The organism is Variovorax sp. 10N420 (assembly GCF_056394705.1).
In genome coordinates, this window is record NZ_JBFTIJ010000006.1 from 187060 (window position 1) to 203844 (window position 16785).

At 64.7% G+C, this 16785-nt stretch carries 14 protein-coding genes; 7 read left to right on the forward strand and 7 right to left on the reverse strand.

Annotated features, from left to right (window positions below; all coding sequences use genetic code 11):
• Nucleotides 1–11 precede the first annotated feature (11 nt).
• The 7 genes from AC1DEK_RS17325 to AC1DEK_RS17355 are packed head-to-tail and all read right to left on the reverse strand — an operon-like array spanning nt 12 to nt 7060.
• The gene (locus AC1DEK_RS17325; protein ID WP_478126503.1) at nt 12–1691 is read right to left on the reverse strand and encodes a SulP family inorganic anion transporter; all 1680 of its coding nucleotides are present in this window, start codon (nt 1689–1691) and stop codon (nt 12–14) included.
• 2 nt (nt 1692–1693) lie between these two features.
• Entirely contained in the window at nt 1694–2584 is an 891-nt protein-coding gene (ppk2, locus tag AC1DEK_RS17330; protein WP_478126504.1) for a polyphosphate kinase 2, read from the reverse strand.
• 30 nt (nt 2585–2614) lie between these two features.
• A complete protein-coding gene (locus AC1DEK_RS17335; RefSeq protein WP_478126505.1) occupies nt 2615–3667 on the reverse strand; it encodes a hypothetical protein in 1053 nt (350 codons plus the stop codon).
• Between the two features lie 23 nt (nt 3668–3690).
• Entirely contained in the window at nt 3691–3945 is a 255-nt protein-coding gene (locus tag AC1DEK_RS17340) for an RNA-binding protein (RefSeq protein WP_478126506.1), read from the reverse strand.
• Between the two features lie 12 nt (nt 3946–3957).
• Entirely contained in the window at nt 3958–5388 is a 1431-nt protein-coding gene (locus AC1DEK_RS17345) for a TolC family protein (RefSeq protein ID WP_478126507.1), read from the reverse strand.
• The gene (locus AC1DEK_RS17350) at nt 5388–6608 is read right to left on the reverse strand and encodes an HlyD family secretion protein (RefSeq protein WP_478126508.1); all 1221 of its coding nucleotides are present in this window, start codon (nt 6606–6608) and stop codon (nt 5388–5390) included. The genes AC1DEK_RS17345 and AC1DEK_RS17350 overlap by 1 nt, the downstream gene beginning before the upstream one ends.
• Nucleotides 6608–7060 carry a DUF3302 domain-containing protein gene (locus AC1DEK_RS17355; RefSeq protein WP_478126509.1) on the reverse strand — a complete coding sequence of 151 codons (453 nt, stop codon included), beginning with the start codon at nt 7058–7060 and terminating at the stop codon, nt 6608–6610. The genes AC1DEK_RS17350 and AC1DEK_RS17355 overlap by 1 nt, the downstream gene beginning before the upstream one ends.
• Nucleotides 7061–7305: 245 nt before the next feature.
• On the opposite strand from AC1DEK_RS17355, the gene AC1DEK_RS17360 reads away from it, so the two are divergent.
• The 7 genes from AC1DEK_RS17360 (at nt 7306) to AC1DEK_RS17390 (ending at nt 16775) form a co-directional block, all read left to right on the forward strand.
• On the forward strand, nt 7306–8496 hold the full coding sequence (locus tag AC1DEK_RS17360) for a hypothetical protein (protein WP_478126510.1): 1191 nt from the start codon (nt 7306–7308) through the stop codon (nt 8494–8496).
• A 34-nt stretch (nt 8497–8530) separates the two neighbouring features.
• On the forward strand, nt 8531–9310 hold the full coding sequence (locus tag AC1DEK_RS17365) for a bestrophin-like domain (protein ID WP_478126511.1): 780 nt from the start codon (nt 8531–8533) through the stop codon (nt 9308–9310).
• Nucleotides 9307–9984, forward strand: a complete 678-nt coding sequence (locus AC1DEK_RS17370) for a hypothetical protein (protein ID WP_478126512.1) — start codon at nt 9307–9309, stop codon at nt 9982–9984. Before AC1DEK_RS17365 ends, AC1DEK_RS17370 begins: the two co-directional genes overlap by 4 nt.
• Nucleotides 9985–10126: 142 nt before the next feature.
• Nucleotides 10127–11824: a DUF1302 domain-containing protein gene (locus tag AC1DEK_RS17375; RefSeq protein ID WP_478126513.1), complete on the forward strand. Its 1698-nt coding sequence runs from the start codon at nt 10127–10129 to the stop codon at nt 11822–11824.
• A 10-nt stretch (nt 11825–11834) separates the two neighbouring features.
• A complete protein-coding gene (locus AC1DEK_RS17380; protein ID WP_478126514.1) occupies nt 11835–13184 on the forward strand; it encodes a DUF1329 domain-containing protein in 1350 nt (449 codons plus the stop codon).
• A gap of 13 nt (nt 13185–13197) precedes the next feature.
• On the forward strand, nt 13198–14307 hold the full coding sequence (locus AC1DEK_RS17385; protein ID WP_478126515.1) for a YCF48-related protein: 1110 nt from the start codon (nt 13198–13200) through the stop codon (nt 14305–14307).
• Nucleotides 14308–14327: 20 nt separating this feature from the next.
• Complete coding sequence (locus AC1DEK_RS17390) at nt 14328–16775, forward strand: efflux RND transporter permease subunit (protein ID WP_478126516.1); 2448 nt, start codon at nt 14328–14330, stop codon at nt 16773–16775.
• The last annotated feature ends 10 nt before the right edge of the window (nt 16776–16785 follow it).

The following is a 16785-nucleotide window of genomic DNA, read 5'->3' on the forward strand; positions in this document are numbered from 1 at the left end:
CTTCCAGAGCATCAGGCAGTGGCTCGATGCCGCGCAATGGCTTGTTCGACGCCGAAGAACATGCCATCGCGGCCGAGACGTTCGCCCAGCGGTGAACGCTGCACCATCGCCAGCACGCCGGGATTCAGGCCCGCGAGCCAGAGCGCGATCCCGTCATTGCGCAGCCTTTCCTCGCCTTCGGTCAGCATCTTGAGCGCGGTGTATTCGATATCGAACACACTGCTCATGTCGAGAACGACCACCTGCGGGTGCGCCGCATCGACCAGCGCCATCATCTTGAGACCCATGCGCTCCGCGTTGGCGAAGAAGATCCGCCCTTCCGGCCGCAGGAGAAGCAATCCACCGAAGGATTCATCTTCGGGATGCTCATCGCTTCGCGGCCGCAGCACGCTCGTTCCCGGCTTGCGTCCGAGCACATGCACGGGCGGATCGGACATCTGGTAGGCCAGCGCGACGAGCGACACCACGATCGCGGCGACGATGCCTTGCAGCGTTCCGAGAAGCACCACGCCCGCCATTGCAACGAGCGCCCACACGAACTCGGTGCGCCGAATCTTGATGATGGCCCTGAACTCCGCCGGCTTGATCAAGCCCATCGAATAGACGATGACCACCGCTGCCAGTGTCGCGTGCGGCATCAGCCCGATGAAAGGCGCCAGGAAGAGCGCAGTGCCCAATGCGGCTGCTGCGGTGACCAGTTCGGCAAGCTGGGTGCGCGCGCCACCCAGCTGGTTCACGGCCGTCTGCGTGGTGCCTCCGCCCGCCGGCATTGCATTGAGCAGCGCGCCGCCGACGTTCGCGAGTCCTGTCGCCCAAAGCTCCCGATTGGGCTCCGGCGTCGGATCTCCGCTGCGCGCGAAAGCCCGCCCCGCGGCAATCGTCTCGGTGAAGCTCATCAGCGCAATCCCCAGCGCCGCAGGCCAGAGCGGAATGATCAGCTGCAAATCCGGCAGCGTCACTGGCGGCAATCCGGTTGGCACCGCCCCTACCGGTGCAACGCCATAACTCTCGAGCCCCAGGAACTTCATCGCGGCGATGCCTCCCGCCACTGCGATCAGCGGAGCGGGCGCGCGCGGCGTGAAGCGCTCCATCGCCACCAGCGCGATCACGGTGATAACGCCGACAAGCACCGTCGGCACCGATGCATCCGGCAGGCTGTGCACGACGGAAACCACGTTGTGCAAGAACGAGCCCTTCGCAAAGTGAATGCCGAGCAGCTTGGGGATCTGGTCCACCACGATGACGATGCCGATCCCCGCCTTGAAGCCGATCAGCACTGGTTCGGAGATGAAGTTCGCGACAAAGCCGAGCCGTAGCAATCCCGCCACGACCAGGATGATGCCGGTCATCAGCGCCAGAGTCGCGGTAGCGGTCACCAGGCCCGCAGCGTTGTCGTCCGGCACCACGGCCGCCAACGCGGTGCCGGTCAGGATGGCGATCGTGGTGGTCGTGCTCACGCTGAGTGGACGCGAGGTCCCGAGGAGCGCGTAGATCACCATCGGGACGAACACCGTATAGATGCCGACCTGCACCGGCAGGCCCGCGATCGTCGCATAGGCGAAGGCTTTGGGAATGACAACCGCCGCCGCGATCAGGCCCGCGACGACGTCCGCGGAGAGCCATTCAGACCGATAGTCGCGAAGCCATCCCGGGATCGGCAATCCCACGCGGCCGCGCATGTGATGGCGCATGCTCAATAGATCTCGGGCACCACCCTCAACGGGTGGTCCGACTCGCGGTAGTCGCCGCGCGCTTGCCGCTTGGGGAGCTTGATCTTCTCGCGCGGCACTTCTTCATAGGGGATATGAGCCAGCAAGTGCTTGATGAGATTCAAACGCGCCCGCCGCTTGTCGTTCGAGTTCACGACAAACCACGGCGCCGCCGGCAAGTCGGTGGCCGTGAACATCTCGTCGCGTGCGCGCGAATAGTCGAACCAGCGGTTATAGGACTTGAGGTCCATCGGCGACAGCTTCCAGATCTTGCGTCCGTCCTGGATGCGGGCTTCGAGCCGCCGGGTCTGCTCTTCGGCGCTGACTTCCAGCCAGTACTTCAGCAGGATGGTTCCGGAATCGATGATGGCGCGCTCCACCAGCGGTGTGCCCGCCAGGAAGGCTTTGGCCTGCGCCTCGGTGCAGAAACCCATCACGCGCTCCACGCCCGCGCGGTTGTACCAACTGCGGTCGAAGATCACGATCTCGCCGGCCGCGGGAAGATGCGCGAAGTAGCGCTGAAAGTACATCTGCGACTTCTGCCGCTCCGTCGGCGCCGGCAGCGCGACCGTGCGGAACACGCGCGGACTGACGCGCTCGGTGAGCGCCTTGATCGTGCCGCCCTTCCCCGCCCCGTCGCGGCCTTCCAGGACCACACACACCTTCAGGCCGGCGTGCTGCACCCACTGCTGCAGCTTGACCAGCTCGATGTGAAGTTCGCGCAGGGACTTGTCATAGTCCTTGCCGGACAGCGGCTGCGACTTGTCGCCTGCAGCAACTTTCGCGTCGCCTTGTTGTGCCGCCTCGGGCAACTCCTGTGCGCCGTCCTTGTGGTTCGATTTGCCCTGATGGTGTCTCTTGTCGCTCTTTGACATTGCCAGCTCCTCGTTGATGAAGGTCCTGTGTCACAGCAGCCGGGCGGCGTCGTCCAGCAGATTGCGGCGCTGCGGCACATCCGCCCGCATCACCCGCACCAGCGCGAACGCGCGCTCGGTGGGTGGATCGCCGGGGACACGCGCGATCTCCAGATCGAGCGTGTGGCCGCCGTCTTCGTCCTGCTCGTTTGGATGCTCTTGACGCTCTGGCAGCACCACGTTCATGCGGCTCAGCCGCAGGCGCCGCTTCGTGACGTGGATCAACCGGCCTGCATCCGCGAACGCCTCGCACATGACCTCGAGTTGCCGGTCAAGCGCCTCGGCGCGCGATCCCAGGCTCTTGAGCTCGCGGTCGTTCTCTTCCATTTGCGTGCGCAAGCGTGCCGGGTCGGAGTCGGCTTTGGCATCACCGCCCAGCATCGATCGCATGCCCGTGCCCTGGCGCTCGATCAGGCGCAAGCGCGTTGTCAGCAGCGCTCGCTCCTGCTGCAGGACATCTCGCCGCGAGGTGTCCGCCTCGATCCGCGCCAGTGCCTCGATGGCCAACTGATCGATCATCCGAAACACGATCTCGCGCCGAAGCCCGGCGTCTTCGGGGCCGCAGATGCGGATCTGTTGGTCGCTGAAGCTCAGCGTCGTCTGCGGAACGTCCGAGCGCGTGATGCCACCTTCCTGGACGACACCGAGGGTTCGGCGTTCGCTCATCGCCATGCCGAGCACGGCGAACACTTCGCCCAATGCGGGCTCCTGGTCGAGAAAGCGGCGCAGATCTTCAGACCGGCTGAGCGCCGGCCCGATGTCGTCCGCCGAGCCGAAGAACGCCCTGATGTAGGGATCGGATGCCCAACTTGCCGCATCGAGCGTTCGCAGCGCGGGAAATCCGGCGACGAGTTCGCGAAGATGGCGCGCTGCTTTCGAGACTGCCGACTTCAGGCGCGCTTCATGCCCGCGGGCCAGTCGAAGGCGCGGATTCAAGGTCATGACGCGCTCCACCATCCGCTCGATGTCCTCATCCGGCGGCGCGTCACTGTCGCCGCCCTTGTCGCCGCCTTTGTTCCCGAAGAGCCGACCGATGAGTCCCATGGCCCGTCCTTGTAGAGGATCGATCAGGCGAAGTCGTCGCTCAGTACTTGCACTGTGAGGCGTCCCGTTTTCCAGAACATGTCATGGATCCTCTCTTTGACCTTCTTGAGTGCCTCCGGGTGCACTCCGTTGAAGGTCATGATGGCCGCAGGCCTGGTGCCAGCGCCCGGCACGTGCTGGATTTCGTCGAATTCCGGGCAGCCGTATTTGACGAGGAACGCCTTGATCTCGTCATCGGTCGTCCCATCCGGAATGTTTCCAATGAACAGTCGCGCCATTTGGAATCTCCTTCACTGCGTGCAGCACGGCGAAGCAGCCGTTGCCAGGGGCGGCTCGTCAAAGCCACCGCCCAATGCGAGATACAGGTTGGTTCGCTGCGCCAACTGCTCGGCCTGAACGCGCAGCCGCGAGGTCCGCGCCGCATAGACGGTGAGCTGGCTCTCCTGCACACTGCGCAGATCGATCGAACCCACTCGAAACTGGATGCGCGTGAGGTCCAGCGCCTGCTCGCTGTCGCGGATCGTTGCGGTGAGGATCGCTTCGCGCTCGCGCAGGATCGACTCCGCGCTCAAGGCACTTTCGACCTCGCCGAACGCCTTCTGGCCTGCGCGCGCGTAGTCAGCCACGGCCACCTTCTGTTCGGCCGTGCGGATTTCCACCTGCGCCCGCAACGCGCCGCCCTGGTAGATCGGCGCGATCAGGTTGGCGCCCAGGCTCCAGATCGGGCTGCTCTGGTCCTTCAGCACGAGCAGGTCGCTCGATACGTTGCTGCCGCCGGCGGTGAGGCTGATGCGCGGAAGCTGCGCCGCCTTGGCTTCGCCCACTCGATCGAACGCGGCGGCGACGCGGCGCTCCGCAGCCACGAGGTCGGGACGGCGTTCCAGCAGTTCGGACGGCACTCCGACCGGCAGAGGGGGCGGCATGGGCGCAAGCTGTGTCGCCACGGCAATTTCCGCCGAGGGATAGCGGCCGAGCAGAAGTTCGAGCGACCGAAGCGCCTGCTCGCGTGCGAACTCCACCTGCTTCAGTGCATCGCGATATGAACCCGCGCTGGCTCGTGCCTGGGCCACGGCCACGTTGCTGCCGTTGCCGATGCGAAAGCGGTCCTCCGACATCTGCAGCAACATTTCGGAAGACCTGAGCGCATCCTTCGTGATGGCGTGCTGCAAGCCCGCTTCAACCGAGAGGAACCACGCCTTGGCTACGGTGGCCGCCAACGACTGGCGTGCGTAGGCGTAGTCGGCCTCTGCAGCCAGCGACTGCTCCTTGGCCGCCGCTTTTGCATAGCGCAGCCGCCCCCACACATCCAGTTCGAGCGATGCATTCAGGAAGATGCCTTGCAATCCTCCGCTGCCGCCCGACTTGCCGCCGCCCAGGCCGACGACGCCCACGGCAGGAAGCAAAGCGGCCGATGCGACCTCGACGTAGCCCCCGGCCTGCTCCACGCGCGCCGCCGCGACGCGCAAGTCGACGTTGTAGGCCAGGGCTTCGTTGACGAGCGCCGTCAACGCCGGATCGCCGAAGGTCGCGAGCCAACCGTCGGCGACGGGCGCGGTCACTCCACCGCCAGCCCTGAATCCCGGAGGCACTGGCGCCTGGGGCAGCACTTCCTTCTGCAACTCAACAGACGTCGGCGGAAGCTTCAGCGCACAGCCGGAAACCACAGCGGCGAGCACCAGCGCCGTCGCGACAGTCCTTCGATGAAGCGCAAGTGTTCGCATCAGTGCAGCTTCAGCACAAGGTAGTTGGTGATGGCGCCGACCCGAAGGATCACCATCCGAATGATGTGGATCATCTCCACATGCTCCGTATAGATGGCCCCCTGGCCATCCGCACCCGCCGCAAGAAAAAGCCCCGCGTCCTTTTCATCGACGATGAACTTCACCGGAAAACGCCCCGGCATCTGCGGATACGCGGCTGTCTGCGGCAGTTGGCCCGATTGAGCCACCTGCCCCTGGCCCTGCGCCCAGACGATCGAGTCGACCTTGGCCGAGATGACGCGGCCCGGGTACGTCTTGAGCGTGAACTCTGCTGCGTTGCCCGGCTCGACAAGGCGCAATTCGTTCTGGTCGTAAAGGCCGACCACCTGGTAGGTCTCCTCGACGAAGCTCATGGCGGGCGCCAAGGGCACTGAGACAACGTACGAGCCTGGCCTCAGCTGGACGTTGATGGCATATCCGCTGGTCGGCGCATAGACGGCAGTCTGGTCCAGGTTCCATTGCGCATTGCCGAGGTCCGCGCGACTGATGTCGACCTGCGCCTTGGCGGTTGCAAGCTGTGCGCGAGCCGATGCCACCGAAGCCTGTTCGCCGTTCACGCGTCCAGACAGCTTTTGCGTAACCTGCGCTTCGTTCGCATTGGCCGTCGCGATCTGCCCTTGCAGGTCATAGAGGTTCGATTCCGCCTGTTCCAGTGCGAATCGATCACCAGCACCGCTGGACACCAGTTCGCGGTTTTGCCGCACCCGCATCTGTGCGAGTTCGTACTTCGGCTGCAGCGACCTGACCTGTCCGGTCGTGGCCTTGAGCTGCTCCTGCAACTGCCGGGCGCCTGCGGAAGCTTCGATCAAGGCCGCCTGAGACGCCGCGAACTTGGCCTCGTCCGCCACCAGCCTCGCCTTGGCGGCAGCGAGTTCGTTCTCGTACTGCGTCGGATCGATGCGAAACAGCAACTCGCCCTTCTTCACGAGGCGGTTGGGTTCGACGGGCACCTCCAGTACGCGGCCTCGCACTTGCGGCACGATCTGCACAACGTACTTGATGACGCGCACGTCCCCTGTAGACGGCGCGACGACGTTGAGCGTCAGGACCAGAATGGTCAGGGCAACGATCGGGATGATCACCACCGTGACCTGCGTCGCCGTGTTCCAAGGCAGCCACTTCAGCTTGATGAAGAAGAGCCAGACGAAGAAGGCGTAGATGCCAAGGAGCAGTGCTTCCATCAGTTGCTCGCATCTCTGGCCGCGGCGGCGAAGCCTCCGCGCGCCGTGACCGCCGCCAGGTTCTTGCGCAGCACCCTGAGTTCGGCGGTCAATCCTCCCTTGGCATCCATGGCGTCGAGCTCTTCGCGCAGGTGCTCGATCTCATGCTCCAGAAGCTCGCCCGACAGTGCCCGCGCGCCCGTCTCGTGGTAGTAGTCCTCGTGCTTCTCGGTGCCGTAGGCGACCTGGTAGCCCACCGGCTTGATATAGGCCCACAGCCATGCGAGCGGCCAGAGCAGGCCTCCGAAAAACAGCGACAGGAGGCACAGCGTCTTGATGGCGTCCCGCTGCGGATGGTGCCGCTTGTGCGCGATCTTTTCCGGCAGCACGTGCACCATCCAGAACAGGACGATGCCGGCGATCGGCACGGCGAAGATGATGAACCAGGCGAGCCCGGTTGCCGCCGAGCTCATCATCTCGGGCGGAAGAAACGATGCGTTCGCGCTCTTCGGAGCGGCCAGGCTGACCGCCAAAAACACAAGGGACGAAAGGCCAAGACCTGATCGGGACCTCTCCCTCGCTCTGCATCGCATACCGGCTCCTGGACTTCCGTGGTGACCCGGCAAATCCTAGATGAGTCGCGAAGCGCCAAATTGAGAAACGTCAATTCCCGTCGACGAAGAGCGCCGAGACTTGGGCGTCACTTGTGGAGGACGAGATGAAACGACACGCCGCCGGCGTGGCAGTCGTGCTCGCCCTCGCCGGCGCAGCACATGCGCAGTCCGACAACGCGGACGGGGCCAACGCGCCCAAGGAAGGAAAGGCCGGCGTCGAGTTCTACGGACAGGCCATGCTCGACGCCATCTACGACGCCGGGCGCATGCACCCTGACTGGCGCGCGACGCTGCGACCATCGCAGATTCCGATCGTCTGCCCGGGCACGCCAGGGTGCGGCAGCAACGGCACGGGTTTGTTGAGCGTGCGGCAATCCAGCCTGGGCTTCAAGTCCTTCATCCCGACGTCGGCAGGTCCGATCAGGACCGACCTGAGCCTGGACCTGTTCGGAACCAGTGGCGGCACCCAGCCCCACCTGCTCGACGCGTGGATCGAATGGAACAGGTTCGGCATCGGGCAGACGTATTCGAACTTCATGGACATCGATGTGCTCCCGGACGTCATTGACTACTGGGGGCCGAGCGGCATGGTCTTCGTGCGAACGCCGCAGCTTCGATTCGTGGCGCTCGACCGGCCGGGAATGCTGGCGGCGATCACGCTGGAGTCGCCCAGTTCGGCGATCGACGCAGGAAGGTTGGCAAGGGTCGATCCGGCCCTCGGCCAAGGCATCACGGGCCACAACCCGGTGCCGGACGTCGTCGCGTCGTTCAGGCTCGAACGGGAGTGGGGGCACTTGCGTGCCGCCGCCATCTTTCGGGAACTGGGCTATCACAACACCGAATCGGTCAGTGGAAAGCCGTCCGGCACGGTCAACGGCTATGGCCTGAACCTCGGCGGCGCATTCGAGATCTCCGCCAAGGATCATCTGAATTGGCAACTTGCAGCGGGGCGCGGCATTGCCAGCTACATGAACGACGGCGGCGTCGACCTCGCGCCCGGCGGCAACCTGCGGGCCGAGGCGGTCCCCTCCGTCGGATGGCTTGTTTACTTCACCCATGCCTGGAACGACAAGTGGAGCAGTTCGATCGGCTACAGCGCGCATCGGCAGAACAATACCGGTGGGCAGATTGCCACGGCCTTTCATGAGGGAAGCTATTCGTCCGTCAACGTGCTCTATGCCATCGCCAGGAACTTGACCATGGGCACCGAATTGATCTGGGGGCGCCTCGAAGACAAGGTCGGCGGCTCGCAGGTGGACTACCGCTTGCAGTATTCGACGAAGTTCACGTTCTGAAGGCTTTCCGAAAGCTAAATGCCAGGAAAAAACAATGATCAAAGTGGTCGACTACCCCCTTCTCGTCTTCGTCATCACGTTCTTCTTTTTGACCTTTTGCATGTGGGCCGGGGCCCGGCTGCTCAGAAGATGGGGCCGCCCGCAAGAGAGCACGCGCGACAACTTCGGCATCATCGTGGGGGCGACGCTGACGCTTCTGGGGCTGCTCGTCGGGTTTGGCTTCTCGATGGCCGTTGGCCGCTACGACCAGCGCAAGAACCTCGAAGAAGCGGAAGCCAATGCGATAGGCACCGAGTACGTGCGGGCCGACTTGCTGCCTGCGGCGGACGCGGAAAAGGTTCGCGGCCTGCTGCGCGAGTATTTCGATCAGCGTGTTCTGTTCTACACGACGCGTGACGAGCGGCAGTTGGGTGAAGTCAACGCGCGGACTGCGAAGCTGCAGACGCAGTTGTGGGCGGCGGTGGTGGCCCCTGTAGCAGCGGCACCGCTGTCGCCGACAGTCGCGCTCGCGGTGTCGGGCATGAACGATGTGCTCAATGCGCAGGGCTATACACAGGCGGCCTGGTGGAACCGGATTCCCCGCGCCGCATGGCTCCTGATGCTGGGCATCGCGGCCTGCTGCCATCTGCTGGTGGGCTATGGCGTGCGCGACGCCACGGCCGAACGCAGCCAGCTTGCGGTTCTGCCGCTGGTCCTGGCCATTGCGTTCTTCCTCATTGCCGACATCGACAGCCCTCGCGGCGGCGTGATCCGCGTAAGTCCCCAGAACCTGATCAGTCTGGGCGACTCGATGCGCCCATCCGAAAAGAAATGATGCAGCCCGAAAGCGAAAACAACAGCGAAGTGGCGAGAGAGCCGGTCCTCAGCCCGGTCGATCGCGTATCGGAGATGCTTTTCGGGCTTTTCATGGCGCTCACCTTCACGGGCGCCGTGTCGGTGGCCGACTCAGGGCGCGAGGATCTGCGGCAGATGTTCATCGCCGCGCTGGGCTGCAACCTCGCCTGGGGACTGGTCGACGCGGTCATGTACCTGGTTCGCACGGTGACCGATCGCGGGCGATGGATCACGCTGGTGCGCTCCGTTCGCGATGCGGCGGATGCACAGAGAGGTCGTGATCTTGTCGCCGGCTCCATGTCGCGTGTCGGCGCGCGCTTCGTGATGGCAGCCGACCTCGAAGCCATTCGCAGCCGAATGGTGGCCCTGCCGTCCATCCCGTCGCGGCCGAAGCTGTTGTGGCGTGACGCGCTCGCCGGGGTCGCGATCTTCCTGATCGTCGTGACGGCGACATTTCCGGTGGTGCTGCCCTTTGCGCTGATCCAGGATGTCAGGACGGCAATGAATGTGTCCCGCATCGTCGCGCTGACGATGCTCTTCATCGGCGGCCTCGCCTTGGGCCGCTACGCCGGGTACGGCAGCTGGAAGGTCGGCCTGATGATGGTCGGTCTCGGCACTGCGCTGGTGGCTGCGATCACGGCGCTCGGCGGCTGAGCGCCGCTCCAGACTTTCCCTACCCCCCTCCCCCCTCCACCAAGGAGGGGGTGGCGAGTGCGCGCGAATCCCAGAATTCCGCCCGGTCACTGCTCATATGCAGGAGAGACCTCCCACTCACCAACGAAGAAACTGGAAACACGTGCATCACTCCCACCACAAGACGGGATCCGCCGAAACCCGCTCGTCCTTTCGCCTCGCAGCCGTTGCCGCTGCCACCTTGCTGGCGACCTTGTCGTCAGGCGGTGCGCATGCATTCGAGTTCGACACGGGCAATCCGGACGTCTCCGTCCGCTGGGACAACACGCTTCGCTACAACTACGCGAATCGCGTTGCCAATCGCGATCCGAAGATCGGCAACTACGTGGTTTCGGACGAGGGTACCTACAGTTTCAACGCCGGTGAGACGGTGGCAAACCGCATTGACGTCCTCTCCGAGTTCGACCTCACCTATCAGAAGCGCTACGGCATGCGCGTGAGTGCCGCGGGCTGGTACGACAACGCGTACGGCAGCACCAGCCAGTCCAACCCTTACCCGCCGCTGGTGAACATCCCCAGTTACGTCAACCACCAGTACAGCCCTTACGTCCAGCGCTACTACGCCGGGCCTTCGGGCGAATGGCTCGATGCCTTCCTGTTCGGCGGCTTCGACATCGGGAACGTGCCGGTCAACATGAAGCTCGGCCGCCATTCCCTCTACTGGGGCGAATCGCTCTTCGTGAACGGCAACCTCAATGGCATCGCCTATTCCCAGAATCCGCTCGACCTGCAAAAGGGGTTCGCAACGCCTGGCGTGGAAGCCAAGGAACTGTTCCGGCCGCTCAGCCAGATCTCGATGCAGGCGCAGGTGACGGACACGGTGTCGGTCGCGGCGCAATACATGCTGCAGTGGGAAGCCTTCCGCTACCCCGAAGGCGGCACGTACCTCGGCCCCGTGGACTTCGCGTTCAATGGGCCGGACCGCCAGTTCATCTCGGGTCCCCTGGGCTTTGCACAGAACGGCGGCGCACTCAAGCCGCCGCAGCGGGGCGAAGGTGGCCTGTCGACGCGCTGGAGCCCCGAGTGGCTCGATGGAACGATGGGCTTCTACTGGCGCAACTTTGCCGACAAGCTGCCGCAGACCCTGCTCACGCGCGTCGGGCCGAACATCAGCCGCTACAACCTGGTCTACGCCGACAACATCGATCTGTTGGGCGTCAGTCTTGCGAAGAACATCGGCGGCATCAGCTTCGGCTCCGAGCTCTCGTATCGCCACAACACGCCGCTGAACAGCACGGTGCTCGGCATTGCACCAGGCGTGCCTGCGCCGGGCGATACCAACGGGCCACGCGGCGACACGTATCACGGCCTGGTCAATGCAGTGGGCGTGATACCGAAGACTGCCGTTTTCGACACGGCGACCTACGGCGCAGAACTTACATGGTCCAGCTGGTCGAAAGTCACCAGCGGCAAGAACCTCTTCTTCGCCGAGGGCTTTGCGGCCTGTGCCGGCAAGGACAAGTGGGACGGTTGCACCACGAAGAACTACTTCGGCGCCGGTCTCTCCTTCACGCCCACCTGGTTCCAGGTGTGGCCGGGCGTCGACGTGTCGGCACCCCTTACGTACGCCGTCGGCCTCTACGGCAATGCGGCAACCGTCTTTGGCGGCAATCAGGCGAACGGCAACTACAGCGTGGGCGTCGGCTTCGACGTCCGCCAGAAGTACCGCATCGACCTGAAATACATCAACTACGTCGGCCGCTACCGCGACAACGGGTATGCCGTGACCAGCCAGAACGGCCTCACGACCTTGCTCGACGACCGCGCATTCGTGAGTCTGACTTTCAAAGCCACTTTCTGAGAATCCCAACATGAAATTCACCCACTCGGTGCTTGCAGGCGTCGTCGCCGCAACGGCCGCCTTGGCGGCGCAAGCGGCCATCACCGCCGACGAAGCCAAGGCCCTCGGCACGACCCTCACGCCCGTCGGCGCCGAAAAGGCCGGCAACAAGGACGGCACCATTCCCGCCTACGACGGCGGGCTGAAGGCGGCTCCCGCTGGCTTCAAGGCTGGCGACGGCATTCGCCCGGATCCGTTCGCCGGCGAAAAGCCGCGCCTCGTGATCGATGCCAAGAACATGGCGCAATACGCCGACAACCTGACCGACGGCACCAAGGCGCTGCTGCAGAAGTACCCCGGCTTCCGCGTCGATGTCTACCCGACGCACCGCACCGTCGCCTTCCCGAAGTTCGTCACCGACAACACGGCGGCCAACGCAGTGCAGGCGAAGACGGCCAACGAGGGCCGCTCCATCGAAGGCGCGCACGCCGGCTTCCCGTTCCCTATTCCGAAAACCGGCTACGAGGCCATGTGGAATCACCTGGTGCGCTTCAACGGCCAGAGCTACGAAGCCAAGTACCGCAACCTGAACGTCGACGCCAGCGGCCACTCGGCGCTGGCCACTGAAGGTCTGAGCGTGCAGGACTTTCCGTTCTGGGACTCGAGCAAGCAGACGGCCGACACGTACTGGCGCATCAAGCTCACCTACACCGGCCCGGCACGCCGCGCCGGAGAGGCGCTGCTGATCGTCGATCCGCTCGACATCGGCAACAAGGACCGCCGCGCCTGGATGTACCTGCCCGGCCAGCGCCGCGTCAAGGTCGCTCCGGACCTGTCGTTCGACACGCCCAACCCTGGCACCGCCGGTGCGACGACCTTCGACGACACCTTCATCTTCAACGGCTCCATGGACCGCTTCGACTTCAAGCTGATCGGCAAGAAGGAGATGTACGTGCCCTATAACGATTACGCCGCGGTGTACCAGTCCAAGCAGGACGACCTGCTCAAGCCGAACCACCTGAACCCGGACCTGGTTCGCTGGGAACTTCATCGCGTATGGGCCGTGGAAGCCACGCTGCGCGACGGCAAGCGCCACGTCTACAGCAAGCGCACCTTCTACCTCGACGAAGACTCGTGGGCAGCGCTGGCTTCGGACAACTACGACGCGCGCGGCCAGCTCTATCGCTCCGGCTTCGCCTACATGACGCCGAGCTACGACCTGCCGGCACCGTACACCGACATGTTCGGCCACTACGACTTCGCATCGCGCGTCTATTCGCTGACCGGCTACATCGCCGAAACCGGCGGCATGCGTCACACGAAGCCGCTGTCCGACCGCGAGTGGACTGCCGACTCGCTGGCCGGCGCGGGCGTTCGCTGATCGAGGCCCTGCGATGAACGCGAAGCGATTCACGATCGGTGCCCTGGCACTTGCCGCAGTGTTGGCCGCGGCGTTGGCCGCGACGGTCTCGGCACGCGAGGTCCTGCCAGTGAAGCCCGCCGGATGGCGTGACGTGCTGGACACTCCCGCCACCAAGAGCCCGCTCGCTTCGCGCACGTTGCTCAACGGCCTGGCCAACGCCGGCGACCGCGTGGTGGCCGTGGGCCAGCGCGGGCATATCGTCTGGTCGGACGATTCAGGCAGGAACTGGCGGCAGGCCGATGTGCCCGTCAGTTCCGATCTGGTGGCCGTCACCTTCGCGAACGTCACGACCGGCTGGGCCGTGGGGCACGACGGCGTCGTGCTGCGCAGCACCGATGGCGGCCAGAGCTGGACCACCCAGCTGGACGGCCGGCGCGTCGGGGAAATGATGGTCCGCTACTACCAGCGCGAAGCTGCCGCACTGGCGGCCGACGATCCGAAGCGCGCCGGACTGCTGGTGGACGAGGCTCGGCGCTTCGAGGCGCAAGGGGCGGAGAACCCGTTCCTGGACGTCTGGTTCCGCGATGCGTCCGAAGGCTTCGTGGTCGGCGCGTTCGGGCTCGTGCTGCATACCAACGACGGCGGCATCACCTGGGAACCGTGGCTGCACGCGGTGGACAACCCGAAGGGCCTGCACCTCTATGCGGTGCGAGGCATCGGCGCGGACATCTACATTGCCGGCGAGCAGGGACTCCTGCTCAAGCTGGAGCGCGGCGACACACGTTTTCGCGCACTCGAACTTCCTTACAAGGGCACCCTCTTCGGCGTCACCGGCAATGCCCGATCGGTGATTGCCTATGGCCTGCGCGGCACGGTGCTGCGCAGCGTCGATGCCGGAAAAGTCTGGCAGCAGACACCGACCGGCCTGCAGGTCGGACTGACCGCCGGCACGCGCCAGGACGACGGACGCATCGTCCTCGTCAGCCAGGCCGGCCACATCCTGACCAGCAACGATGACGGCGCCAGTTTCAAGGCCGCCGTTGTCGAACGCACCGTCCCCGCCGCGGCGGTGGTCACCCCCGCCAAGGGCGCGCTCGTGATAGCAGGGCCGCGCGGCGCCCAATCGCTTCAGCTGCCCTGACCGGCAGCGGGATCTCGCACATGCACACCCCTATCTCCGCGGACATCTCCGCGCCGAGCTCGCTCGAGCAATTCGACACACGCTCTGGCTCCCCGCTCGAGCGCCTGATCTTCAATCACCGCTTCGCCGTGATGGTCGCCTGCGGCCTGATCACACTGCTGCTGGGTTTCATGGCCGTGACGCGGCTGACGCTCAACGCCAGCTTCGAGAAGATGCTGCCGCAGGGCCATCCCTACATCCAGAACTACCTCGACAACCGCACCGAACTGCGCGGGCTGGGCAACTCCCTGCGCATCGTGGTGGAGAACACCCAGGGCGATATCTACGACCCGAAGTACCTCGCCGCGCTCAAGAAGATCCAGGACGATCTCTTTCTGACGCCCGGCGTCGACCGCGCGTGGATGAAGTCGCTCTGGGCACCGGCCGTGCGCTGGACTGAGGTGACCGAGGAAGGCTTCCAGGGCGGCCCGGTCATGCCAGACAACTACGACGGCTCGCAGGTCTCCACAGAAAAGCTGCGCGGCAACATCGCACGCGCCGGGCTGGTGGGCAGCCTCGTGGGCAATGACTTCAAGTCGAGCATGATCGTCGTGCCGCTGCTGGACCAGGAAGCGACGCCGGGCAAGCGGCTTGACTATCGCGGCCTGTCGCACACGCTCGAACAGATGCGCGCGCGCTACGAGACCGATGCGCAAGGCCAGCCGACGGGCATCCGCGTGCACAGCATCGGCTTCGCCAAACTCGTCGGAGACCTGATCGACGGCCTCTACCAGGTGGCGCTGTACTTCGCATTGGCCGCACTGGTGGCAACGCTCATCATCTTCTTCTACACGCGCTGTGTTCGAAGCACGACGCTGGTCGTCGCGTGCTCGCTGGTGGCGGTGGTCTGGCAACTTGGGCTGGTGGCCGGGCTCGGCTTCGAGCTGGACCCCTATTCCATCCTCGTGCCCTTTCTCGTCTTCGCGATCGGCGTGTCGCACGGCGCGCAGAAGATGAACGGGATCATGCAGGACATCGGCCGCGGCGCGCACCGGCTGGTTGCTGCGCGCTTCACCTTCAGGCGCCTGTTCCTTGCTGGCTTGACGGCGCTGGTGGCCGACGCTGTCGGCTTCGCCGTGCTGATGATGATCGACATCCCCGTCATCAAGGACCTGGCGCTCACCGCGAGCATCGGCGTGGCCGTGCTGATCGTGACCAACCTGATCCTGCTGCCGGTGCTGCTGTCGTACATCGGCGTCAGCGCCAAGGCTGCGCAGCGCAGCCTGCGCGCCGAACTGGACGAGACAACGAGCGGAGCCAGCCCCGTCTATGCATGGCTCGACCGGTTCACCGAGCGGCGCTGGGCGCTCGGCACCGTCATCTCGGCCGCGGTGCTGCTGGCCGTCGGCCTGGCGGTAAGTACCCATCTCAAGATCGGCGACCTCGACCCCGGAGCGCCCGAACTGCGGCCGGACTCCCGCTACAACCGCGACAACGCCTTCATCACTTCCAACTATTCGCTCTCCAGCGACACCTTCGCGGTGATCGTCAAGACCGCCAAGGAAGGCTGCCTGAAGTACGAAACGCTCATCGAAGCCGACCGCCTCGCCTGGGCGCTCCAGCAGGTACCCGGCGTGCAGACCACGATGTCGCTGGCCAACGCCGTGCGCCAGATCACCGCCGGCAGCAACGAAGGCAGCCCCAAGTGGCTGACCATCGCCCGCAACCAGGACGTGCTGAACTACGGTGCGCAACAGGCCAGCGTGAACAACCCGGAACTCTTCAATACCGAGTGCTCTGTGATGCCGGTGATCGCCTACCTGGCGGACCATCGCGCGGAAACGCTCGATCGGGTGGTGCAGGCCAGCGCCGCCTTCGCTGACGCACACAGCAATGGCGATCGCAAGTTCCTGCTGGCAGCGGGCGGCGCCGGCATCGAGTCGGCCACCAACATCGTCGTCCACAAAGCCTGGACGCAGATGCTGATGCTGGTCTACGCGGCAGTCATCGTGCTGTGCTTCATCACCTTCCGCAGTTGGCGCGCCGTGGTAGTGGCGGTGGTTCCGCTGGTGATCACGTCGGTCTTGTGCGAAGCGCTGATGGTCTGCCTGGGCATCGGCGTCAAAGTGGCGACCCTGCCGGTGATTGCACTCGGCGTGGGCATCGGCGTGGACTACGCGTTGTACCTGCTGAGCGTGCAGCTTGCCCGCCAGCGCGCCGGCGCAACGCAGGCGCAGGCTTACCGCGATGCTTTGCAGTTCACGGGCAAGGTGGTCGTGCTGGTCGGTGTCACGCTCGCGGCGGGCGTGCTCACCTGGGCACTGTCCCCGATCAAGTTCCAGGCGGACATGGGCATCCTGCTGGCTTTCATGTTCATCTGGAACATGGTCGGTGCGGTGCTGCTGATTCCGGCGTTGTCTCACTTCCTGCTGCGCCCGCGTGCCACCTCTACCCTGCTTGGCGAGACGCGGACGGTCGCGATCGCATAGCGGAAGGCGT

What these genes read in the sequence shown, in the direction of transcription:
- AC1DEK_RS17325 (WP_478126503.1), bottom strand. Translation starts at nt 1,691, where the DNA reads ATGCGCCATCACATGCGCGGCCGCGTGGGATTGCCGATCCCGGGATGG.
- AC1DEK_RS17360 (WP_478126510.1), top strand. Translation starts at nt 7,306, where the DNA reads ATGAAACGACACGCCGCCGGCGTGGCAGTCGTGCTCGCCCTCGCCGGC.
- AC1DEK_RS17345 (WP_478126507.1), bottom strand. Translation starts at nt 5,388, where the DNA reads ATGCGAACACTTGCGCTTCATCGAAGGACTGTCGCGACGGCGCTGGTG.
- AC1DEK_RS17365 (WP_478126511.1), top strand. Translation starts at nt 8,531, where the DNA reads ATGATCAAAGTGGTCGACTACCCCCTTCTCGTCTTCGTCATCACGTTC.
- AC1DEK_RS17380 (WP_478126514.1), top strand. Translation starts at nt 11,835, where the DNA reads ATGAAATTCACCCACTCGGTGCTTGCAGGCGTCGTCGCCGCAACGGCC.
- AC1DEK_RS17390 (WP_478126516.1), top strand. Translation starts at nt 14,328, where the DNA reads ATGCACACCCCTATCTCCGCGGACATCTCCGCGCCGAGCTCGCTCGAG.
- AC1DEK_RS17385 (WP_478126515.1), top strand. Translation starts at nt 13,198, where the DNA reads ATGAACGCGAAGCGATTCACGATCGGTGCCCTGGCACTTGCCGCAGTG.
- ppk2 (WP_478126504.1), bottom strand. Translation starts at nt 2,584, where the DNA reads ATGTCAAAGAGCGACAAGAGACACCATCAGGGCAAATCGAACCACAAG.
- AC1DEK_RS17340 (WP_478126506.1), bottom strand. Translation starts at nt 3,945, where the DNA reads ATGGCGCGACTGTTCATTGGAAACATTCCGGATGGGACGACCGATGAC.
- AC1DEK_RS17355 (WP_478126509.1), bottom strand. Translation starts at nt 7,060, where the DNA reads ATGAGCTCGGCGGCAACCGGGCTCGCCTGGTTCATCATCTTCGCCGTG.
- AC1DEK_RS17350 (WP_478126508.1), bottom strand. Translation starts at nt 6,608, where the DNA reads ATGGAAGCACTGCTCCTTGGCATCTACGCCTTCTTCGTCTGGCTCTTC.
- AC1DEK_RS17335 (WP_478126505.1), bottom strand. Translation starts at nt 3,667, where the DNA reads ATGGGACTCATCGGTCGGCTCTTCGGGAACAAAGGCGGCGACAAGGGC.
- AC1DEK_RS17370 (WP_478126512.1), top strand. Translation starts at nt 9,307, where the DNA reads ATGATGCAGCCCGAAAGCGAAAACAACAGCGAAGTGGCGAGAGAGCCG.